Source organism: Streptomyces sp. NRRL S-646 (assembly GCF_000720765.1).
Taxonomy (GTDB): domain Bacteria; phylum Actinomycetota; class Actinomycetes; order Streptomycetales; family Streptomycetaceae; genus Streptomyces.
Map to the genome: position 1 here is coordinate 638,261 of NZ_JODC01000008.1, position 17,641 is coordinate 655,901.

13 protein-coding genes and 3 pseudogenes are annotated in these 17,641 nt (G+C 69.4%); 8 read left to right on the top strand and 8 right to left on the bottom strand.

Translation table 11 applies throughout. From position 1 onward, the window contains the following. Positions 1 to 23 precede the first annotated feature (23 nt). Together IH68_RS0122955 and IH68_RS0122960 are read right to left on the bottom strand one after the other, a co-directional pair. Positions 24 to 4,196 carry a beta-galactosidase gene (locus IH68_RS0122955; protein ID WP_030938218.1) on the bottom strand — a complete coding sequence of 1,391 codons (4,173 nt, stop codon included), beginning with the start codon at positions 4,194 to 4,196 and terminating at the stop codon, positions 24 to 26. A 320-nt stretch (positions 4,197 to 4,516) separates the two neighbouring features. After that, a complete protein-coding gene (locus IH68_RS0122960) occupies positions 4,517 to 4,924 on the bottom strand; it encodes a VOC family protein (protein ID WP_051833655.1) in 408 nt (135 codons plus the stop codon). 187 nt (positions 4,925 to 5,111) lie between these two features. On the opposite strand from IH68_RS0122960, the gene IH68_RS0122965 reads away from it, so the two are divergent. Further along, the gene (locus tag IH68_RS0122965; protein WP_030938222.1) at positions 5,112 to 6,170 is read left to right on the top strand and encodes a vWA domain-containing protein; all 1,059 of its coding nucleotides are present in this window, start codon (positions 5,112 to 5,114) and stop codon (positions 6,168 to 6,170) included. Positions 6,171 to 6,339: 169 nt separating this feature from the next. Next, the gene (locus IH68_RS0122970) at positions 6,340 to 6,663 is read left to right on the top strand and encodes a hypothetical protein (protein WP_030938224.1); all 324 of its coding nucleotides are present in this window, start codon (positions 6,340 to 6,342) and stop codon (positions 6,661 to 6,663) included. Positions 6,664 to 6,942: 279 nt separating this feature from the next. Here the strand turns inward: IH68_RS0122970 and IH68_RS0122975 are convergent, their stop codons facing one another. Then, a complete protein-coding gene (locus IH68_RS0122975) occupies positions 6,943 to 8,451 on the bottom strand; it encodes an integrin alpha (RefSeq protein WP_030938226.1) in 1,509 nt (502 codons plus the stop codon). Between the two features lie 227 nt (positions 8,452 to 8,678). Between IH68_RS0122975 and IH68_RS59850 the strand changes: the two genes are divergently transcribed. The 3 genes and pseudogenes from IH68_RS59850 (at position 8,679) to IH68_RS56445 (ending at position 9,241) form a co-directional block, all read left to right on the top strand. Continuing rightward, positions 8,679 to 8,876, top strand: coding sequence for a hypothetical protein (locus IH68_RS59850; RefSeq protein ID WP_030938227.1), 198 nt, complete (start codon positions 8,679 to 8,681; stop codon positions 8,874 to 8,876). A 12-nt stretch (positions 8,877 to 8,888) separates the two neighbouring features. Next, positions 8,889 to 9,059 (top strand): annotated as a pseudogene (locus IH68_RS55440) (aminotransferase class V-fold PLP-dependent enzyme); the annotation flags it as partial. A 44-nt stretch (positions 9,060 to 9,103) separates the two neighbouring features. Continuing rightward, positions 9,104 to 9,241 (top strand): hypothetical protein, encoded by a 138-nt coding sequence (locus IH68_RS56445; RefSeq protein WP_159403711.1) that lies wholly within the window; start codon positions 9,104 to 9,106, stop codon positions 9,239 to 9,241. Between the two features lie 25 nt (positions 9,242 to 9,266). Here IH68_RS56445 and IH68_RS0122995 read toward each other — a convergent pair whose 3' ends face one another. The 4 genes from IH68_RS0122995 to IH68_RS0123010 form a co-directional block, all read right to left on the bottom strand. Further along, positions 9,267 to 10,268 (bottom strand): GNAT family N-acetyltransferase, encoded by a 1,002-nt coding sequence (locus IH68_RS0122995; RefSeq protein WP_030938228.1) that lies wholly within the window; start codon positions 10,266 to 10,268, stop codon positions 9,267 to 9,269. Beyond that, entirely contained in the window at positions 10,265 to 11,590 is a 1,326-nt protein-coding gene (locus IH68_RS58200) for an MFS transporter (protein ID WP_051833659.1), read from the bottom strand. The genes IH68_RS0122995 and IH68_RS58200 overlap by 4 nt, the downstream gene beginning before the upstream one ends. After that, positions 11,587 to 12,873: an ATP-grasp domain-containing protein gene (locus IH68_RS0123005; protein ID WP_051833661.1), complete on the bottom strand. Its 1,287-nt coding sequence runs from the start codon at positions 12,871 to 12,873 to the stop codon at positions 11,587 to 11,589. Before IH68_RS0123005 ends, IH68_RS58200 begins: the two co-directional genes overlap by 4 nt. Positions 12,874 to 12,939: 66 nt before the next feature. Further along, positions 12,940 to 14,187 (bottom strand): ATP-grasp domain-containing protein, encoded by a 1,248-nt coding sequence (locus IH68_RS0123010; RefSeq protein WP_037885032.1) that lies wholly within the window; start codon positions 14,185 to 14,187, stop codon positions 12,940 to 12,942. Between the two features lie 170 nt (positions 14,188 to 14,357). Between IH68_RS0123010 and IH68_RS0123015 the strand changes: the two genes are divergently transcribed. Continuing rightward, positions 14,358 to 15,797 (top strand): coproporphyrinogen-III oxidase family protein, encoded by a 1,440-nt coding sequence (locus IH68_RS0123015; RefSeq protein ID WP_030938233.1) that lies wholly within the window; start codon positions 14,358 to 14,360, stop codon positions 15,795 to 15,797. After that, positions 15,794 to 16,903, top strand: a complete 1,110-nt coding sequence (locus tag IH68_RS0123020; RefSeq protein WP_037885033.1) for a DUF1152 domain-containing protein — start codon at positions 15,794 to 15,796, stop codon at positions 16,901 to 16,903. The genes IH68_RS0123015 and IH68_RS0123020 overlap by 4 nt, the downstream gene beginning before the upstream one ends. Positions 16,904 to 16,957: 54 nt before the next feature. On the opposite strand, the pseudogene IH68_RS58205 reads toward IH68_RS0123020, so the two are convergent. After that, positions 16,958 to 17,101, bottom strand: a pseudogene (locus IH68_RS58205) (LacI family transcriptional regulator); the annotation flags it as partial. Between IH68_RS58205 and IH68_RS0123025 the strand changes: the two are divergent. After that, positions 17,102 to 17,596 (top strand): annotated as a pseudogene (locus IH68_RS0123025) (RNA-guided endonuclease InsQ/TnpB family protein); the annotation flags it as partial. Between the last annotated feature and the right edge of the window lie 45 nt (positions 17,597 to 17,641).

Here is a 17,641-nt window from a genome sequence, read left to right on the forward strand (position 1 = left end):
CCGCCCGGGAAGCGGCCCCGACGCTAACTGCACGTCAGCGTCGGCATCGCCCAGTCGCCGTGATCGCTGCCGTTCCCGTCACCGGCGTCACCGACCTTGAGGTCGATCACTTGGGCGCCGCTGACATCGACGTCGATCGGCACCGCGGCCTGTTTGCCATGGATCGTCGGCGTGGTCACCAAGGTCTTGCCGTCGGCGATCACGGAGAACGTCACCGTTCCCGCACCACCTGTCTCGTCGTCGACACCGACGTCCGCCGTCAAGCGGGAGCAGTTTCCGGCGAGATAGAGCTCGACGTCGCTGACCGCGTTGGTGCCCAGGCCCTTGCTGTAGCCGACCCCGTTGATGCTGATCGGACGGCCGTCCCCGGCCGCCTGTTCGCCGACGCTGCTGTCACGCTCCACCGGTCCCCAGCCATTGGTGGACAACAGGAACGGCAGGGCGCTCACCGCGCTCTTCCCGGCCGGCGGGGCGGGCGGGATCCCGCCGACGATGCGCTCGTCAGCGCCTACGGCCTGCCGTCCGCTCTGCCGGTAGTGCACCGTCGCCGTGAGCGCGGAGGCCGACGGCAGCGTCCCGGCCGGCGGCTGGACCTTCCAGGTGAAGGTGGCCGATCCGCCGGGCTGGACGCGCTCGACCGAGGTGGGGCCGGTGGCGCTCACGCTCCAGCCGTCGGGCGCGGAGAGCGAGGCCGTCAGCTGGGAGGCGGGCGACCGGTCCTTCGGTACCCGCAACGTCGCCTCGGCCGTGAAGGCCTGGGCCGGGTGAGCGGTGTCGGGCACGTCCAGAGTGACATCCGCTCCTGGACGCTCGGGCATCGCGTACTTCTTGTGGTCGTAGCGGGGGCTGTCGTTCTGCGCGACGCGCAGGGACGAGGCGTAACTGCCGTAATCGGTGAGCGAGACCTTGCCCAGCCCGCCGGTGCTGCCGTTCAGGTTCCACACGGCGATGGCGATGCTGTTGCGGCCGTTCGGATTGAGGATTCCGTTCGGCACCGGGAAGGTGTGCTGCGGGCCGAGGTAGTTGACGTAGTTGCCGACCTGCCAGCCGTTCACGAAGATCGTCGCGCGGTACTTGCGGGACGGGTCGTCGGTGAAGGTCAGCCCGAGCGAGGTGTCCTGGCCGTGTGGCAGGTCGAGTGTCGCGTCGGTCCGGTACCAGGAGACCCCGGGACGGGTGTCGGTCGTCGGCAGGGACACCCGGTTCCACTCGTCGTCCGGGTAGCCCGGCAGGGACCAGCCGGCGCGCTCGCCGTACAGGCCGCCCGTCGAGAGCGGGCCGCGCACCGTGTCCTGCAGGTCCTCGCCACCTCGTACGCCCTGCAGCCGCCAGGTGACGGAGGTCAGCGGCGCGCCGACGAGAGAGGCACTGGTCAGTCCGCGTGCGGTCTTGTTGCCGTTGGTCGAGTTGTAGTCCTCCTCGTGCCCCATGTTCACGGTGAGCACGGAGATGACGTTGTCTCCCTTGTCCTTCACCGAACCGGCGGGGAAGGTGAAGTCGGCGCTGCCCGTGGTGGAGCTGCCCAGGAAGGTGCCGCCCAGCCAGGCCGAGAAGGCCTGCGCGTCTCCACCGGAGTCCGAGACCAGGTGGATGCCGGTCTCCTTGCCGGTGGCGTGGAAGCGGCCGCGGTACCAGGTGTTTCCGGTGTGGAAGCCGTAGTCGTCCGCGTAGAGGACGGGGAGCGAGTTGACGCCGGAGACGCTGTTGGTGGTGGTCTTGTCGGCCACCTGCCAGCTGGTGTCGTCGAAGGCGGGGGCCGCTTCGGGGGACTCGGCGGCGTGCTTCCAGCTTGTCAGGGACGGCAGGTGTACCGGGGCGGCCACGGGGATCGTCCCGGTGAGGCTGTCCGTGTCGGTGGCCCCGGTCTTCAATGGCCTGCCGTTCCAGGTGACATGGCCGGCGGAGCTGAACACCTCGAGGTTCTTGTCATCGGCGTTGTCACCGGTGAGCGCCACGGTGCGGCCGCTGTCGAGGCTGGTCGCCGTCCGCAGCAGGTGGGTGCCGCGTACGAGCACCGGGCCAGTCGCAGTGTCCTGGCGCCAGAAGGTCTTGGCCGTGGCCTTGTCGCCGACGAGCAGGAGCAGCGGGGGTTTTCCGCCGCCGCTGATGCCGATGCGGATCAGGCCCTTGTGCGTGTAGTTCAGCCGCAGGTCACCGGTGTCCTTGTCCCAGGTGGTGGTGGCCGTGCCGCCGCTGGTGGTCACGGTGGGCTCGGAGGAGTAGCGCAGCACGGTCTCTCCGTCGCTGCCCGGGTCGCCGTAGAGCACGGCGACATCCCGGTTCCCGATGGCCGCGCTGGTCATGATCTCCGAGGTCGAGTACTGCAACTGCGCGTTGCCGAGCCGGTAGTTGGCCACAATCACATGGGAGTCGCGTCCGTCGAGGGTGATCGCGGTGCCCGGCTGCTGGGGCACGACCGGGTAGGTCGGCTCCGCGGCGGCGGTACCCGTCGGCACGTCGATGGCGTCGATCGCCACGTAGTTGTCGGTGGAGCCCGAGCTGTGGTTCCCGTCGACGACGATCTTCAGTGTGTGCGCCCCGGGCGTCAGGCCGGTCTTCTGGAAGATCACCGCTTGGTTCTCGCCACCGGAGTCGTCGACCGTGGCCACCTTGGTGCCGTCGAGGTAGACGTCGGCGTTGCCGTGGTTGTTGGTCTTCGATCCGATCCAGCGGATCGCGGTGCCGTCGAAGGGGACGGTGAGCGAGTCACCGGCCTTGTTGGAGAACGACTCGGTGTGTTTGTAGTCGCCGCCGGTGTAGCTCTGGTCGGCCACGTGCGACCACGAACCGGTGTACTGCAGCGCGGAGTCGGGGTCGTCCCAGGTGTAGGTGGTGTCCGCGGAGGGCTGGGCGTTGAAGTCCAAAGAGATGTGGGTCTTGTCGACCGCCGTGGACGTGGAGTTGCCGTGCCGCAGGACGTGGAACTGCGTCTTGGTGTCGGGGTTCATCCGGGCGGTGTCGACGGCCGCGGAGCCGTCCGGCGGTGTGGCCCTGATCGCCTCGGTCTTGGTCAGCGGGGCGACCGACTGCGTGAAGTACCCGATGAGCTTGTCCTCGTCGTACTTCGGATCGAGCTGGCGGTTCTCACGGATCGCGGCGCCGTAGTCGTACGACGTGTAGTTCTCCGGCATGCCCAGCCAGCCCCAGTTGGTGCCGCCGTAGGTCATGTAGAAGCTCTGGGCGGTCGCACCGACGGCTATGTTCTGTTTGTAGAACACGTTGGCGAACTGGTCGTTGATCAGCTGGGCGCACTTGTCGTAGCCCGGCCCGCCCCAGGGGTCGAACGCGCCGCCCTGGAACTCCGGCGAGTACAGCGGCTTGCCCGCCGGGTGGTCGTAGCTGATGTCGGGGACGCCGTTCCACTTCGAGGGATTCGAGCAGTTGAATCCCTGCGGGTACGAGTCCGGGCCGTCGACGTCCAGGGCGCCCGCACCGGAGTTGAAGGTGCCGTTGTTGTTGCCGGTCAGCGGTACGGTGATGCCGTCGGCACGGGCCTTGTCCTCAAGGTGCTGCATGTAGGAGCGGCCGGCGGCGGAGCCGTTGTAGTACTCGTTCTCGACCTGGTAGGCGATGACCGACCCGGTGCCGTTGGTCAGTTGATGCCGGGCGATGATCCTGTCGATCTGCGTCAGCCACTCGTCCGCGTACTTCAGGAACTGCGGGTCGTCACTGCGGTTGTGACCGGCTTTGGTGGTCATCCAGCCGGGCAGACCACCGCTGTCGACTTCCGCGTTGATGTACGGCGCCGGGCGCGCGATCACATAGAGCCCGGCCTCCTGCGCCATGTCGAGCAGCTTGTCGACGTCACGTACCCCACTGAAGTCGTACACACCCGGCTTCGGCGAGTGGTAACCCCAGTCGAAGTACAGCGAGGTGGAGTTGAATCCGGCGGCCTTCATCTTCTGGAAGATGTCGCGCCACAGGTCCGGACTCGGGAGCCGGAAGTAGTGGAACTCGCCGGACCACAGATAGGTGCGCTTGCCGTCGACGAGGAAGGAATAGCCGTCAAGCGTCACTGTGTGCGCCTGCGGGCCGGCGGCAGACGCGGCGGCTGTCTTTCCGCCGCTGTCATGCGCTGCCGCGGGCGCGGTCATGCCCGCGGCCAGGGCGATGGTCGCGGCCGTCGCAAGGACCGCCCTCCACCACCGGCCGCGGCCGGGTCTCGCAGCCCCTGAACCGATCCGATCACTTCGCATTGCGGCCTCCAGACCGCCTGAGTAATCAGCATCAAACAGACTCAGGCAAAGTCGAACAGTAAGGCCACGCAAGACGCAACACAATGGGGCGGGAGCACACGGTTGCGGTGGCGGTTTCGGCGTGAAATCCGTACGGATGGCCGCCGCTGACGACTCGTCACGGGGCGCAGCCATGGAACGGCGGGGGCGGGCACGAAGGCCATGTCACCTGTGGTGACGGCGAGTTTGACGGCCCATGAACCAGTGGCGAAGCAGCAGTCCGTGCAGTGCCACGCCAAGGACTGTCCCGCAGTGAGACAAGCGAGTGCAGGGACCGGTCGTCAGGCCTCCTGGTAGAGGTTGACGATGTTGCCGTCCGGGTCGCGCAGCCACACCGAGCGGCGTCCCCATGGCTGGGTAGTCGGCGGCTTGAGGACTTCAACACCTCGAGCCAGCAGTCGTTCGTGGCATGCGTCCATGTCGGCGACCTGGAACTCCAGGGTGAAGCCTCCCTTCCCCGCGGCGGCCATTGATCCGGGCACCATCGACTCCATGCCCTGCGTGGAGAAGAACGACAGAACGGCACCGGGGACCGTCACGCGGGCGAAGGGGTCGCCCCCTACGACATCGGCGTCCAGGACCGCGGCGTAGAAGGCGGCGAGGGCTGGTACGTCGTCGGTGATCAGCGCGGTGCCGGTGAAGTGTGTCTGCTGCTTCCGGGCATCGTAGGCCGAGGGTGTCAGAGCCAAGCTGGACAGCCTTTGACTTCGGGCTGACTCCCCGTCAGCCGGCGAGTCTGTCAGCGAGTTGCAGCCAGGGGTGCCGACCCTGTGCGTACGGCGTCGTCCGGGCCCCGGTCTGCGTTAAAGGCCGTTGTCAGTGCCTCCCCATAGAGTGAAAGCATCATTCGGGGAAGCTCGGAGGGGGAGCAGAAACATGTCCGCAAACAAGATCCAGCACAAGGTGAACCACGTCGCGCTGGTGGTGGACTGTTCGGGTTCCATGTATCAGCACCAGAGCCAACTCATTCGCGTTGTGGACGAGTTCGTGGCGGGACTGAAAGCCGAGTCGGACAGCCTCGGCCACGAAACCCGGATCAGCCTCTACTCCTTCGACCACAAGGTGGAGAACCTGGTGTGGGACATGGACGTGAAGCATCTGCCGTCCATGCGGGGTCTGTACCAGGTCAACAATGGAGCTACGGCCCTCATTGAGGCTTCGCTCAAGTCCCTGGACGACCTGGGCCATATCTGGGAGGAATACGGCGAACACAGCTTCCTCCAGATCGTCGTGACGGACGGCGAGGAGAACGCCTCCGGGGGCGACAGGCGGCACGACGGCGACATGGCCATCCTTGGCCCCTGGCTCGAGAAAATCACGGCGAAGATGGGCGCGCTTCCGGGCCACTGGACGTCCGCGATCCTCGTTCCGAATTCCCTGGCGAAGCGGACCGCACAGAACTACGGTTTCCCGGCCGGGAACATCGCCATCTGGGATGCGGATTCCCAGAAGGGTGTCGAGGAGGCGATCGGCACCGTGCGAGCTGCCGCCACCAGCTTCCTCCGGGGGCGAGAGCAAGGGGTGCGCGGCACTAAGAACCTGTTCGCCGTGGGCCAGGACATATCACTGGACGACGTCCGGGCGAACCTCGAACCGATTCCGGCGGACAAATACCGGCTCCTGAAGGTCGACAAGGAGGTCGAGATCCGCCCCTTCGTCAACTCGCATCCAGGTGTGACGTACGAACGTGGTTCGTGTTACTACCAGCTGGGCGCCCGGGCTCAAGTTCAGCTGAACAAGGAAGTCATCGTGGTCGAGAAGGACACCGACCGCGCCTATACGGGCGACGCGGCGCGCAGCCTGCTGTTCGGCACGAATATCCAGGGGACCGTCTCCGTGAAGGCGGGGAACAACCCCAAGCTGGAGGTATACGTACAGAGCCGTTCGGTGAATAGGAAGCTCAAGCCGAAGACACGTCTGCTCATCATGCTCTGAACCCACACGTGATAAGAACCCGGGGCCCGAAGGTGAACTCGCCTTCGGGCCCCGGATCAACGCTGGTGTTCCGGCGGCTGCGGTGTGTTTGACGCAATTGGCGAATATTTTGCTGTAAAAATCTCAGTGCCGAGTGTGCCTGGTGTGCGAGTGAAGAGAAGGAGGAGTTATGTCTGTGATCATGACTTTGGAGGTCTCCGGCAATCCGAAGGGGGTGGAGCAGTACGCCTCAGCCAACACGGAGAAGATGCAGACGGTCCTTGAAGCGGCGAAGCGTCATGGCCTCATTGCGCACCGCTTCTACGGATCCGACGACGGCGGCAGCTTGATGGTGCTCGACGAGTGGCCCGACCGGCAGAGCTTCGAGTCGTTTTTCCAGGAGCAGGAAGCCGAGATCAGACCGATGCTCGAAGCCGCTGGAGTGTCAGCGCAAGTCGAGCCGAAGTTCTGGCGGGAGCTCACCACACACGACGCCTACGGTTGGGGCGTCTGATCTCGACGGCACCACGCAGGGGTCAGTGCTCCACCAATGCCTCCATGCCGACCGGTTACCGCCCCATGGCCCGCATCACGCCGGACAGGCCACCTCGCGGAACGAGCTCACCGTCAAAGGTCACCCGCGCTCCGGGCTGGTGGCACATTCGCCAACGGCACGTCGGCCACGGAGAAGCGCTGCCGCACCGACACCATCCGCACCGGGCGGACCCCGCACGCCACCGGTCACGGCGCCTACGCCGCCCTGAGTCTCGTGCGTACGGGCACGCGGTTGCCGTCAGTCGGCCAGCGAGGCTCCGAACAGGGCCCCGGTTGCGGGTAGGCCCATGGTGGACGGGCCGAACGAGAAGGAACCGCTTGCGGTGATGCCGCTGGAGGAAGCCGAGAATACCCACGCGGCACCGTTGTTCGCGTTCTCCGCCCAGTCGCCGACGACCAGGCCGTCCTTCTTGTCGCCGTTGGCGTCCACGAGGGCGGTGTCGCCGCCGAAACGGTCCAGCTTCTCGGCGGTGCCGGGCACCCCGGCGGTGTTCTGGCTGAACGACTTGGCGCCGGCGGTGGTCAGACCGTTCGCGCTGCCGCGCAGCACGAGCACGGTGCCGGCGTCGGTGAGGCCGTCGAAGTCCTCGCCGGGCAGGCCGGTCACTACGTCGGGGTAGCCGTCGCCGTCGGTGTCGCCGATCGACAGGCCCGAGCCCATGCCGTCGCGCCATTCCCCAACGCCCGGTACGCCCACGGTGTCCTGGTTGATCCACACCGGCCTGCGGGTGGTGGACACGCCGTCCGGGCCGCCGTGGACAACGGCAATCGCACCGCCCTTGACCGGGAGGCCGACGTCGTAGTCGGTGCCGTCGACGGAGTGACCGACGACGATCTCGGCGTGACCGTCCTTGTCCAGGTCGCCGATCTCGACGTCGTCGCCGCGGATGAGCCGGCCCTGGGCGTCCTTGAGGAGGCCCTTGTTCGTGAATCCGGAAGGACCGCCCACCAGCAGGGCGACCCCGCCGGTACCGATCTCGCCGTCCTGCTGTCTGGCGCTGACGGCCAGATCGGCAATGCCGTCGCCGGTCACGTCACCGGCGGCCATCGCGAGGGCGTACCACTCCTCGCCGGGGAAGAGGGTGAACCGCGTAGTCTTCGAACTGTCGCCGTCCCGCTGGAACGGGCCGTGCAGCACCGAGCCGTCGCCCGGCGTGGTCTCGTCGCCATAGTCGTCGCCCCACGCCGCCACGTCCGGGTTCCTGTCCCCGTCGACGTCGGCGACCACGAACGTGCCGCGGGAGTTCGCCGGCACGTTCCGCAGCAGGGTCGGCGTTGAGGAAAGCCCCTTGGGGCCGCCCCAGTTGACGGCCAGGAAGCGTCCCTCGTAGCCGCTGATCGGCGACATGTACACGAGCGACAGCAGATCGGCGTAGCCGTCCCGGTCGAGGTCGCCGCTCTGCAGGTCGCTGCCGTAGCGGGTCTGTGGCTGCGCTGTCGACCGGCTCGACCAGGTCAGCACCTGCTTGCGTGAGGTCGACAGCCCGCTGGACGAGCCGTACAGCACGCTGACGGCCCCTGCCTTCGCCTGCCCGTTCAACGTGGTGCCCGGCGCGCCGATCGCCAGGTCGGGGTAGCCGTCGCCGTTGAAGTCGTCGTGCAGGCGCTTGGTGCTGGGAATGGTGGCGGTCGTTGCGGCCGGGGTGGCGGCGTTGACGACGGGAACCAGAACGGCACCGCTGACCAGGGCGACACCGGTGGCGAGCACAAGCCGTCTGCGGCGCCGAAGGAGGGAACGAGAGGCCATGGTTGTCCTGACGTAGGCGGAGAAGAAGGCGCGTGGGGGAGTAGCGGGGAGCAGCGAGGTAACACGTCGCCGAGCCGGGCGCCGCTCGCGACCTACCCGGAGCACCGGCGTACGCCTCCTCACGCCGCCCCATACGACTCACCGGGGAGACGGTTGGTTGCGCTGGGGTCCGCCGCGACTTTCCCTGCCGTTAACCGCGTACCCCACCCCAAGAGCGCGCGGCGCCCGTGAACGGCTTCGAAGTCGTCGAACTCCCGTGTCGCCTCGTCCCGTTCGGCCTGACGGTCACAGCGCCGCCACTACGCAGCCGGCCGTTGGTGCGGGACGCGGGGTTCACCGAGATCGCGCCCGGACTGACGGTCGCGGTCGAGGGACGCGAGCGCGTCGCCGCCCTGGCGGAACGCGCGCATCGACCGACCGCCTGACACCCCCACGATCTCGCCAGGACGCTGGCCGAACAAGGAATGGCCGTCGGCTCCGGCGACTTCCACGCGCCCCAGATCATGAACCGGCTGGACCTGCCCCACGGAGCACTACGAGCAGGCTTCCTGCACTACAACACCACCCACAAAGTCGACCGACTCCTCCAACTGCTCGACGAGATCTGACGCTTCACTCATCCGCTGACACCTGACCCGCACAGGAGCTCACGATGTACGTCGTCCACGACCACGCCCTGTCCGCCCCGGCCCAAGACGCCCAGGCGGTCGCCCTGGAGCTGAGGGACCGCGCGGAGATCCACGGACCAGCGGTACTGCATCAACTCCATCTCGCTGCGCCTGACGCCTGAGGCCTGACGCCTTACGAGGGCGTGCCTACCGGAGTGCGAACAGGCCGGTGACCTCGGCCCCGCGCAGTTGCTTGGCGCGGATGGCCTTCATCCCCGCGTGCAGGGTGGTGGTGCCCTCCTGGTAGGCGGCCTCGATGGGCAGGTAGTAGGTGAGGTTGAAGTAGGCGAACGGGGCGGAACAGGACGGTTCGGTACCGACGGCGCGCAGCCATGTGGTGCCGCCGAAGTGGTAGTAGAGGCTGAAGGCGACCATGCGCTGCCCCTCGTAGGCGGCTGTCACCCGGGCCTGCTCGCCCATCGCCTCGGCCTGCCGGCCCAGCAGACGGGTCATCAGGTCGGTGTCGTCGGCCGTGTGTCCGTGCGCGGACTGGAGGGCTGCCAGCAGCTGCCCGGCCTCCCGGAAGCACTCGCCGAGCGGCAGGTGGCGGATGCTCAGCCCGGCCTCGTGGAACGCCGCACGTTCGTGGCGCACCGCGACCCGGCGCTTGGAGGGCAGGGAGGCGAGGTAGTCCTCGAAGGAGCTGCCGGGCAGCGGGATGGCGGCGTCGTCCTCCATCCGCTGCGGCGCGGCCCTGTCGTACACCGCGCCCAGCTGCTCGGCGGCGGCCTCCGTCAGATACGGCCACCAGTGCGTGGTGTCGTGGCGCTCGGCGTGGGTGCGCGCGCAGTCACGCAGCAGGGCCAGGCAGGCGGTGCGCCGCTCCGGAGGCAGGCCGGGGTCGGTCAGGGGCGCGTTGTGGTACCCGCGGCGGGCACCGGCGAGCACCCGCGGTCCGGGCGGGCCGGACAGCTCCAGCAGGTCCGGGTCGTAGAAGTCGTTGGGTTCGCTGTGGACGAGGTAGAGGGGGGCGGCGGCGAGGAGCGTGCCGTCCCCGTCACGGACCAGGGCGTACGACGCGGTCGCGGTGGGATCCGACTCCTCTCCCAGTAGCCAGCGGTGGGAGAGGTACAGGCCTGCGGATCGGGCGAGCCGGTCCCAGTCGTCCGCCGGGACCTCGCGGACAGTGGAGGCGATGTGGGCTTTCACGGTGATGTCGGTCTCTCCTCGGGATCGGCGGGGGCGGTGGCCGCCGGCCGCAGCGGCCGCAGGGCGGGAACCGCCAGCAGCGCCAGGAGACAGGCAGCGCCCTGAACCACCCACGGCACGAGGCCACCGGCGGCCAGGAGGGTGGTGAACAGCACGGGGGCCGCGATGTTCCCGGTCGACCAGGAGAGCTGGTAGAGGCTCTGTTTGCCGCCCCGGGCGGCACCCGGGGTGAGGGTGACGGAGAGTTCGTTCAGGGCCGGCGAGCAGAAGATCTCGGCGAGGCTGAACAGCACCATCGCCAGCAGCAGTGCGGGCCATGCGGGGATCGCCGTGCCGGGCAGCGCCGGTGCGGCGAAGGCCAGCATGGCGGCCGTGAGGAGGCCGTAGCCGAGGGTGATGGAGTGCCGTGGCTGTGCGGGTGCGGCGTGGGCGGTCAGTGGGGTGGTGAGGGTGGAGACCAGGACCGTGTTCAGGATGAGCAGGAGGCTCGCAGTCCACGCCGCCAGCCCGAGGACAGTGGTGGCGTACAGGGCGATGAGCACGGCCAGCATCGACTGGGACAGCACGAAGGGGAGGGCGCAGGCGACGAGGAGGAGGTAGCGGCGGGTGCCGTCGTCGCGTGGCCGGTCGGGCTCCCGGCTGCTGCTCTCCGCGTCCCCGGAGTCCGGCCGCGGACCGGCCCGTGGCGCGGGCGGCGCCGTCACGGGCACGCGGGCGAAGCAGACCGCGGCCAGCAGGTACAGCGGGGCGGCGGCCACCAGCAGGCCGGTCAGGGCTCGGGTCCCGTACAGCGCGAGGGCACCCGCGGCCAGCGCCGCGCCCGCGCCGATGCCGATGTTGCGCAGGCTCCCGGTGAACGCGAACCAGGCACGGATCTCCCCGGCCGGTGTGGCCTGGGTGATCAGCGTGCGCTGCGCCGTGTAGTACGTGTTCACCCCGGACTGCACCAGGAAGTAGGCGCAGACGATCTGCCAGGGTCGGTGGGCGAGGAGGAAGGTGAGGAATCCGGCGGCGGTGACCACGTTGGCCACGACGGTCGGCGCCCGGGGGCCGAAGCGGTCCATGGTGCGGCCGGCGAGGAAGACCGAGGGCAGGGCGGCCAGTTGACCGACCGTCACGGCGGCGCCGACGGCGGGGGCGGACAGACCGCGCACCGTGGTGAAGTACAGCAGCCCGAGGGGCAGCAGCATGCCGCTGCCCACGGAGTCGACGAGGTTGCCGGTGACGAACCGGCCGTACCCACGGACGGCGGGCAGGCCGAGGGCCCGCGACAGTGGGCCGGGACGGGCGGGCGCGGGCGCGGTGGAGGTGTCCGGGGTCATGAGGCGCGGAGCAGGGTCCGGATCTTGTCCAGCACCTCCTGCCGGGGGAAACCGGTGACGGCGTGCAGGTCCTCCAGCGCCTTGACGGTCTGCTGCTCCTCGCCGTCGGAGAGAGTGAACACGACGATGTCGCCGTGGTCGGTGCCGTCAATGAGAAGTTGGTGCGCGGTGACGAGGTCCACGCGGTCCGCCAGCTCCTCTCGGGCGCCCTGCGGCAGCCGTTCGGGCGAGAGGAACTCGATGGCCCAGCGAGTACGGTGGACCGCGTCGGGGGCGTACCGGCCGAGCGCCATGTCGGCCAGGGCGGTGAAGGTGTTGGTGCCGGAGGCGGCGCAGGAGAGCGTGGTGGCGCCGCCGATGCGGGGGTTGATCTCCAGGACCACATACCGGCCGCCGCTGTAGATCATGTCCACGTTGACGGAACCACGGACGCCCAGCTCCTCGCAGAGGGCGACCAGCCGGGCGGCGACGGGCTCGAACGCCCGGTCGGCCTCGGGTCGCGGCCCGCACCAGCGCAGGTCGGCGAAGGTGAACACCGGTTCGGGGCCGGCGGTGCCGGTCCAGCACACCGGCAGGACCCGGTAGGCGCCGGGCTCGCCGACGATGTCCACGGAGCACAGGTCCCCGCTGACGCACTCCTCGACGACGGCCGACACGGGCGGCGGGTCGAGGAGGTAGGCGTCCAGCGCCGCCGGGTCGGGCACGGCCCGGATCCCGAAGCTGGTGGAGTCCCACAGTGGCTTGGACAGCAGCGGGTAGCCGATCCGCGCGGCCTGGGCCCGCAGCGCGTCGGCGTAGGCGGGGATCGCGAGGCCCCGCCCGGCCAGGAGGTCGGAGTCGGCCCGGAAGCCGCGCGGGACGTCGAGACCCGCACGGACGAGCAGCTGCTTGGTCTCCCATTTGTCGCTCAGCAGCGAGGTGGCGGCGAGCGGGGTCACGACCGTCGGTACGCCCTCTGCATCGAGCAGTTCCTTCGCGGTCGCGTCGCGCAGCGCGTTCTCGCACGGCAGGGAGATGGAGACCGCCGCGTCGGCTCCCCACCGCGTGACCAGCCCGGCCAGTTCGCGAGGGGTGACAGCCGGATCGACGGCCTGGCGGCCACCGGGGAAGTCGTCGTCCCCGGCCTGTCCGTGGGTGTGGAACAGCCGTGCCTCGATGCCCTCGCCGGCCAGTTCCCGGACGGTGCGCTGGATGTAGGGGTCGGCACGCTGGATGTCGACGGACCTCAGGAACGCGATCTTCCGCACGGTCCGGGGCGGGGTGTCCCGCTCGGCGTTCTGCATGGGCTTCCGCTCTGCTCTGGGGACGACGGGTGGGGTCACTTCACTGCTGCTCCGGGGACGGGTGGGTCACTTCACGCTCAGACTGGTGCCGGCGATCGCCAGGTCGGCGAGGCAGCGGGCCTCGGCGGGAGAGTCGGCCACCGCCACCACGTGACCGATCCGGCCGGAGCTGTCCGCCGGTTCGGGGACGGGGTCCCCGGGACGCACCTCGATCTCGCTGTGGGTGCCGGGGACGTCGGGCACCCGGACGAGTTCCAGCACTCCGGCGCGCTCGGGGAGCAGGAAGCGGATGGCCGCCGCCCGTTCCCGGGTCGCCCCGGTGTCGGGCAGCCGGCCCGTCACGGCCTGGAGGTAGGCGACGGCTTCGCTGATCCCGGTCGCGGTCTCGACGACCTCGCAGATGTTGTCACCGGGCAGACGGGCCCCTGTCTCGATCACGACCGGCGTGTGGGATCCGGGCGGGATCTTCACCTCCGTGTGCGCGATGCCGTTGCGGATCCCGACGGCGAGCGCGGCGCGGGCCGCGGTGTGCTGCACCGCCCGGGTCAGCTCCGGCGGCAGTCCGGCCGGGCAGGTGTGCCCGGTCTCGACCCGGTACCGCCCGGAGGTGGTGTCCTTGGCGACCACCGGCAGCGCGTACGGGACGCCGTCGGCGACCACGGTCTCGGCGGAGTACTCCGCCCCCGGCACATAGCTCTGCAACAGCACCCGCGCGTCCAGCGGCAGCCCGTGCGGCATCGCCCGCGTGAACCGCCGGGCAGCGGCGACCGCGTCGTCGAGGCCGTCGGGTCCGGCCACGACGCTGACGCCCCAGGAACCGCCCTGCTCGGCGGGTTTGACCACCAACGGCCAGCCCAGCGCGGCATCGGCTGCGGCCCGGTGTGCCTGCTCGGCGTCGGCGGCCACCGCGCCCGCCGGGACCGGAATCCCGGCCGCCCGGAAGGCCGCGGCCATCGCGATCTTGTTGCGGGCGGCCTGCGCGAGGGCCGGATCGTTGCCGGGCAGTCCGAGCCGTGCCGCCAGCGCCGCCGCCAGCGGGGTGAAGAGTTCCCAGCAGGCCGCGACCGCGCCGATCCGGTGCTCCCGGCAGTAGGACTCCAGGTCGTCCAGCGCCCGGTCGGGGTCCGTCAGGTCGGTGAAGCAGACACCGGCCAACGCCCGGGTCAGCCAGGGGGCGTAACTCTCGTGGACGTCGCGGTGCGTGGCGCCGTACAGCCGCAGTCCGAGCCGGCGGGCGGCCTCTGCCAGGAACGGTCCGGCGTTCCCCATCGGTTCGACCACCATCACGCCGGTGGCGTTCAGCTCTTCACTCATTCGGCATCAACTCTCGCCGGGCATCGGTGACTTGAAGGTTTCCCCAATGTAAATACCTTTCAAGAACCCAGAGTTGGTGCACTCACCCTATGGCCTCAACAAATTGTTGCATGTTCGAATGCGTAGGCACGATAACCCACGCACGGCAGGCCCGACCAGAGGGACCCAACGTGAACAACCTGCGCAACGAGCTCGCCCAGTACATCGAGCAGGGCGTCATTCCGCCCTACCAGTACTCCTACCCGCCGCGCTCGACCTACCGGCCCCTCGATGGGGGAGCCTGGGACGCACACGAGGTCTGGGCGCGCGACCTGACGAACCATCAGGTGCCGGAGCTCAACCTCTACCTGCACGTGCCCTTCTGTCGCTACAAGTGCGGCTTCTGCAACCTCTACACGGTCATCTCCACCGACCAGGAGCTGTACGACGCCTACACCGACGCGCTCTGTACGCAGATCCGCGACCACGCCGAGGTCATCCAGGCACGCCGGCTGCGCACCGTCTACATCGGCGGCGGCACCCCCTCCCTGCTCGGCACCCGCCACTTCGAGAAGATCTTCGACACCCTCGGGTCCGTCTATCCCAACTGGCGCTCCACTGTCGAGGAGGTCGCGGTCGAGGCCACTCCCGACTCGATCGTCGCGGACCCGGAGGGCTTCGGCCGGTTACTCCAACTGGGCCTGACCCGGGCCAACATCGGCATCCAGTCCCTGGTTCCGCAGGAGATCCGGGAGGCGGGGCGCGGCCAGGCGGGCGAGGACACCATCCGCCGGGCCGTCGGGATCGCGCACGAGCGGGGACTGCCCGACCTGTCCACCGACCTGATCATGGGATTCGCGGGACAGACCCCCGAGTCCTGGCGGCACTCGGTGGACGAACTGGCCAAGCTGGCCCCCACCACCGTCTCCACCTACTTCCTGACGGTGCGCCCGGACGCGTGGTTCTCCCGGACAGGCGCCTACCAGTACATGTGGAAGCCCGAGCTGTACGAGCGCTACGACTATGCCCGCGAGGTGTTCACCGCGCACGGCTACGTCCAGGAGGGCTCGGTCCGCTACAAGAAGCCCGGCCGTGGCGGCTACGTGCAGAAGGTCCTCACCTTCCACGGCGTTCCGCTGCTCGGACTCGGGGTCGGCGCACGCTCGTACACCTCGGTCCTGGACTACATGACCGGAAGCGTCAAGCCGTCCCTCACCGAGGTGGCGCAGTACATCGACCAGGCGAAGGCGCACACCCTCCGCCCCACCACGGGCTTCGTCCTCACCCCGGAGGAACGCGCCCGCAAGCGGCTGGTGTTGGACACCTTCGACCTCGACCTGGCCGAGCTGGACCGCTCTGGTCTCGACGCGATTGCCGACGAGGTGGGTACGGTGCTGGACGCCGCCGAGTCCAACGGGCTGGTGCACCGGGTCGGCCCGGGCCGGATCCAGCTCACCCCCAAGGGGTTCAAGTACCGCGACGTCCTGTCCTGGATGTTCTATTCCGACCGGGTCAAGGACCTGGACCGCGAGTACTACGAAGGGCTGCACGAGGTCAACAAGCGGGCCCGCAGGAACATGGGAACTCCGGTGCGCATCACCGGAATCACCGGTGCGCGGGAGACCGCGTGACGGACCTGTTCATCGCGGCGGGCGGGGGCGGAGACCCGATCGGGACCGCGATCACCGCGATCGCCATGAGCGCGCTGCTCACGACTGCCGGGCCGGGCGGGGCGCACGGGACCGGCGGCCCGGACCTACCCGTGGTCGCCACCTACTCCTGGGAGCGCCCGGAGGTCGACCCGACTCCCGGCCCCCTCGGCGTACGGGACTTCACCGGACTCCTCGACCGTCCCGAAGGACATGTCCTGACTCCTGCCGCGCGGGCGGTCGCCCCGGCCGGTTCCACCCTCCCCCGGCTCGCCGCGGACCTGCCGGTACGGCTCGTGCTGCTCGACCCCTACGAGGGGCTCGCCGGTCTGGCGGCGCGGATCCGGCGGCTGGCCGAGGCCTATGGCCCCGGCCGGGTGCGGATCGTCGACGTCGGCGGCGACATCCTCACCCACGGCGACGAGGACACGCTGTGCAGCCCGCTGGTCGACGCTCTGGTACTCGCCGCGTGCACCCTCGCCGAAGTCGACGCCACCGTGCACATCGCCGGCCCCGGGACCGACGGGGAGATCCCCCAGGACGTCCTTCTGGACCGCCTGGACCGCCTGGCCGGCACGGAGGACCGGTTCGCACCGACTCCCCTGCATGTGGAGGCGGCCTCCCGCGCCCTGGCCTGGCATCCGTCGGAGGCATCGGCCCTGTTCGCCGCGGCCGTCCATGGAGTGCGCGGCACCGTGCGGACCGTGGGGCGGGCGATCCCGCTCACCGACGCCTCCGCGTACGTCCTGAACACGGGCCTGGAAGCCGCCGTGGCGGAGAACCCGGTGGCGCGGGGCCTGCTGGAGTTGCGTCCCAGAACCGTGGACGAGGCGGCCGACCTCTCGGCGCAGCTCACGGGCATCCACGAGATCGCCCGCGAACGCCGCCCCACCGTGCCGCCCACCCCTTCGGCGGCACCGTTTCCGGCCGACGCGCACCAGGCACGGGAGCGGATACAGGCACAGGCCGGCGACGCGAGCCACGTGACGTCCCGCTTCGCCACCCGGGCACTGGGCCTGCCCTGGCAACGCATCCCCGAGGTACGCACCCTGCTCGGCGACGAGGGCCCCGTCCACGCCCTGCACTGACCGGCCACGAGTATCCGGCGCGTCCGCGCCCGGTGAAGGCCGGACATGCCTTGGTCAGCGCGGTGCCGCCGTGCTGTTCCTGACGGCCAGGCTCGTCGGGACGAGGTCGGTGCCGGGGCTGGGGCCGCCGTGGGTGCGGATCTGGCTCAGGACGCCCTGGACGCAGCGGCGGCCCACCTCGGCGAAGTCCTGGTGGACCGGGCAGCCGCCCGCACGGTCGCCAAACTGCACGCGAAGATCCGGCGGCAACGGCCGGACCACCACCACAAGCGCGCCCTGGACCTCGTGCGCGAGCACGACGTGATCGGGCACGAGAAGCTGAACACAGCGGGCATGACCAAGGCGCCCGCGCCCAAGCCCGACCCCGCAGGCGACGGCGGGTTCCTGCCGAATGGTGCCGCCGCCAAGGCCGGGCTGAACAAGAGCATCCTCGACGCGGGTTGGGGCCAGTTCCTCGGAATCCTGACGCAGAAGGCTGAGAGAGCCGCTCGCCGCGTGATCCCGGTGGACGCCCGCAACACCTCCCGCACGTGCCCGGTCGCAGGCGGAGGCTGCGGACACGTCGCTCAGGAGAACCGCGTCACCCAAAGCAAGTTCCAGTGCACCGCGTGCGGGTTCGTGGAGAACGCCGACACAGTGGGCACGCTGAACGTTGTGCACAGGGCCGGGCTGGTCCTCTGCGCGGAGACTTAGCCACCGATGCAGGAAACCCGCGCATTTACGCGTGGGTGGAGTCAC

Coding starts and splice junctions, on each gene's coding strand:
- IH68_RS0122975 (WP_030938226.1), bottom strand. CDS start 8,451: ATGGCCTCTCGTTCCCTCCTTCGGCGCCGCAGACGGCTTGTGCTCGCC.
- IH68_RS58200 (WP_051833659.1), bottom strand. CDS start 11,590: ATGACCCCGGACACCTCCACCGCGCCCGCGCCCGCCCGTCCCGGCCCA.
- IH68_RS56445 (WP_159403711.1), top strand. CDS start 9,104: ATGTACGTCGTCCACGACCACGCCCTGTCCGCCCCGGCCCAAGACGCC.
- IH68_RS0123005 (WP_051833661.1), bottom strand. CDS start 12,873: ATGCAGAACGCCGAGCGGGACACCCCGCCCCGGACCGTGCGGAAGATC.
- IH68_RS0122955 (WP_030938218.1), bottom strand. CDS start 4,196: ATGCGAAGTGATCGGATCGGTTCAGGGGCTGCGAGACCCGGCCGCGGC.
- IH68_RS0123010 (WP_037885032.1), bottom strand. CDS start 14,187: ATGAGTGAAGAGCTGAACGCCACCGGCGTGATGGTGGTCGAACCGATG.
- IH68_RS0122970 (WP_030938224.1), top strand. CDS start 6,340: ATGTCTGTGATCATGACTTTGGAGGTCTCCGGCAATCCGAAGGGGGTG.
- IH68_RS0122965 (WP_030938222.1), top strand. CDS start 5,112: ATGTCCGCAAACAAGATCCAGCACAAGGTGAACCACGTCGCGCTGGTG.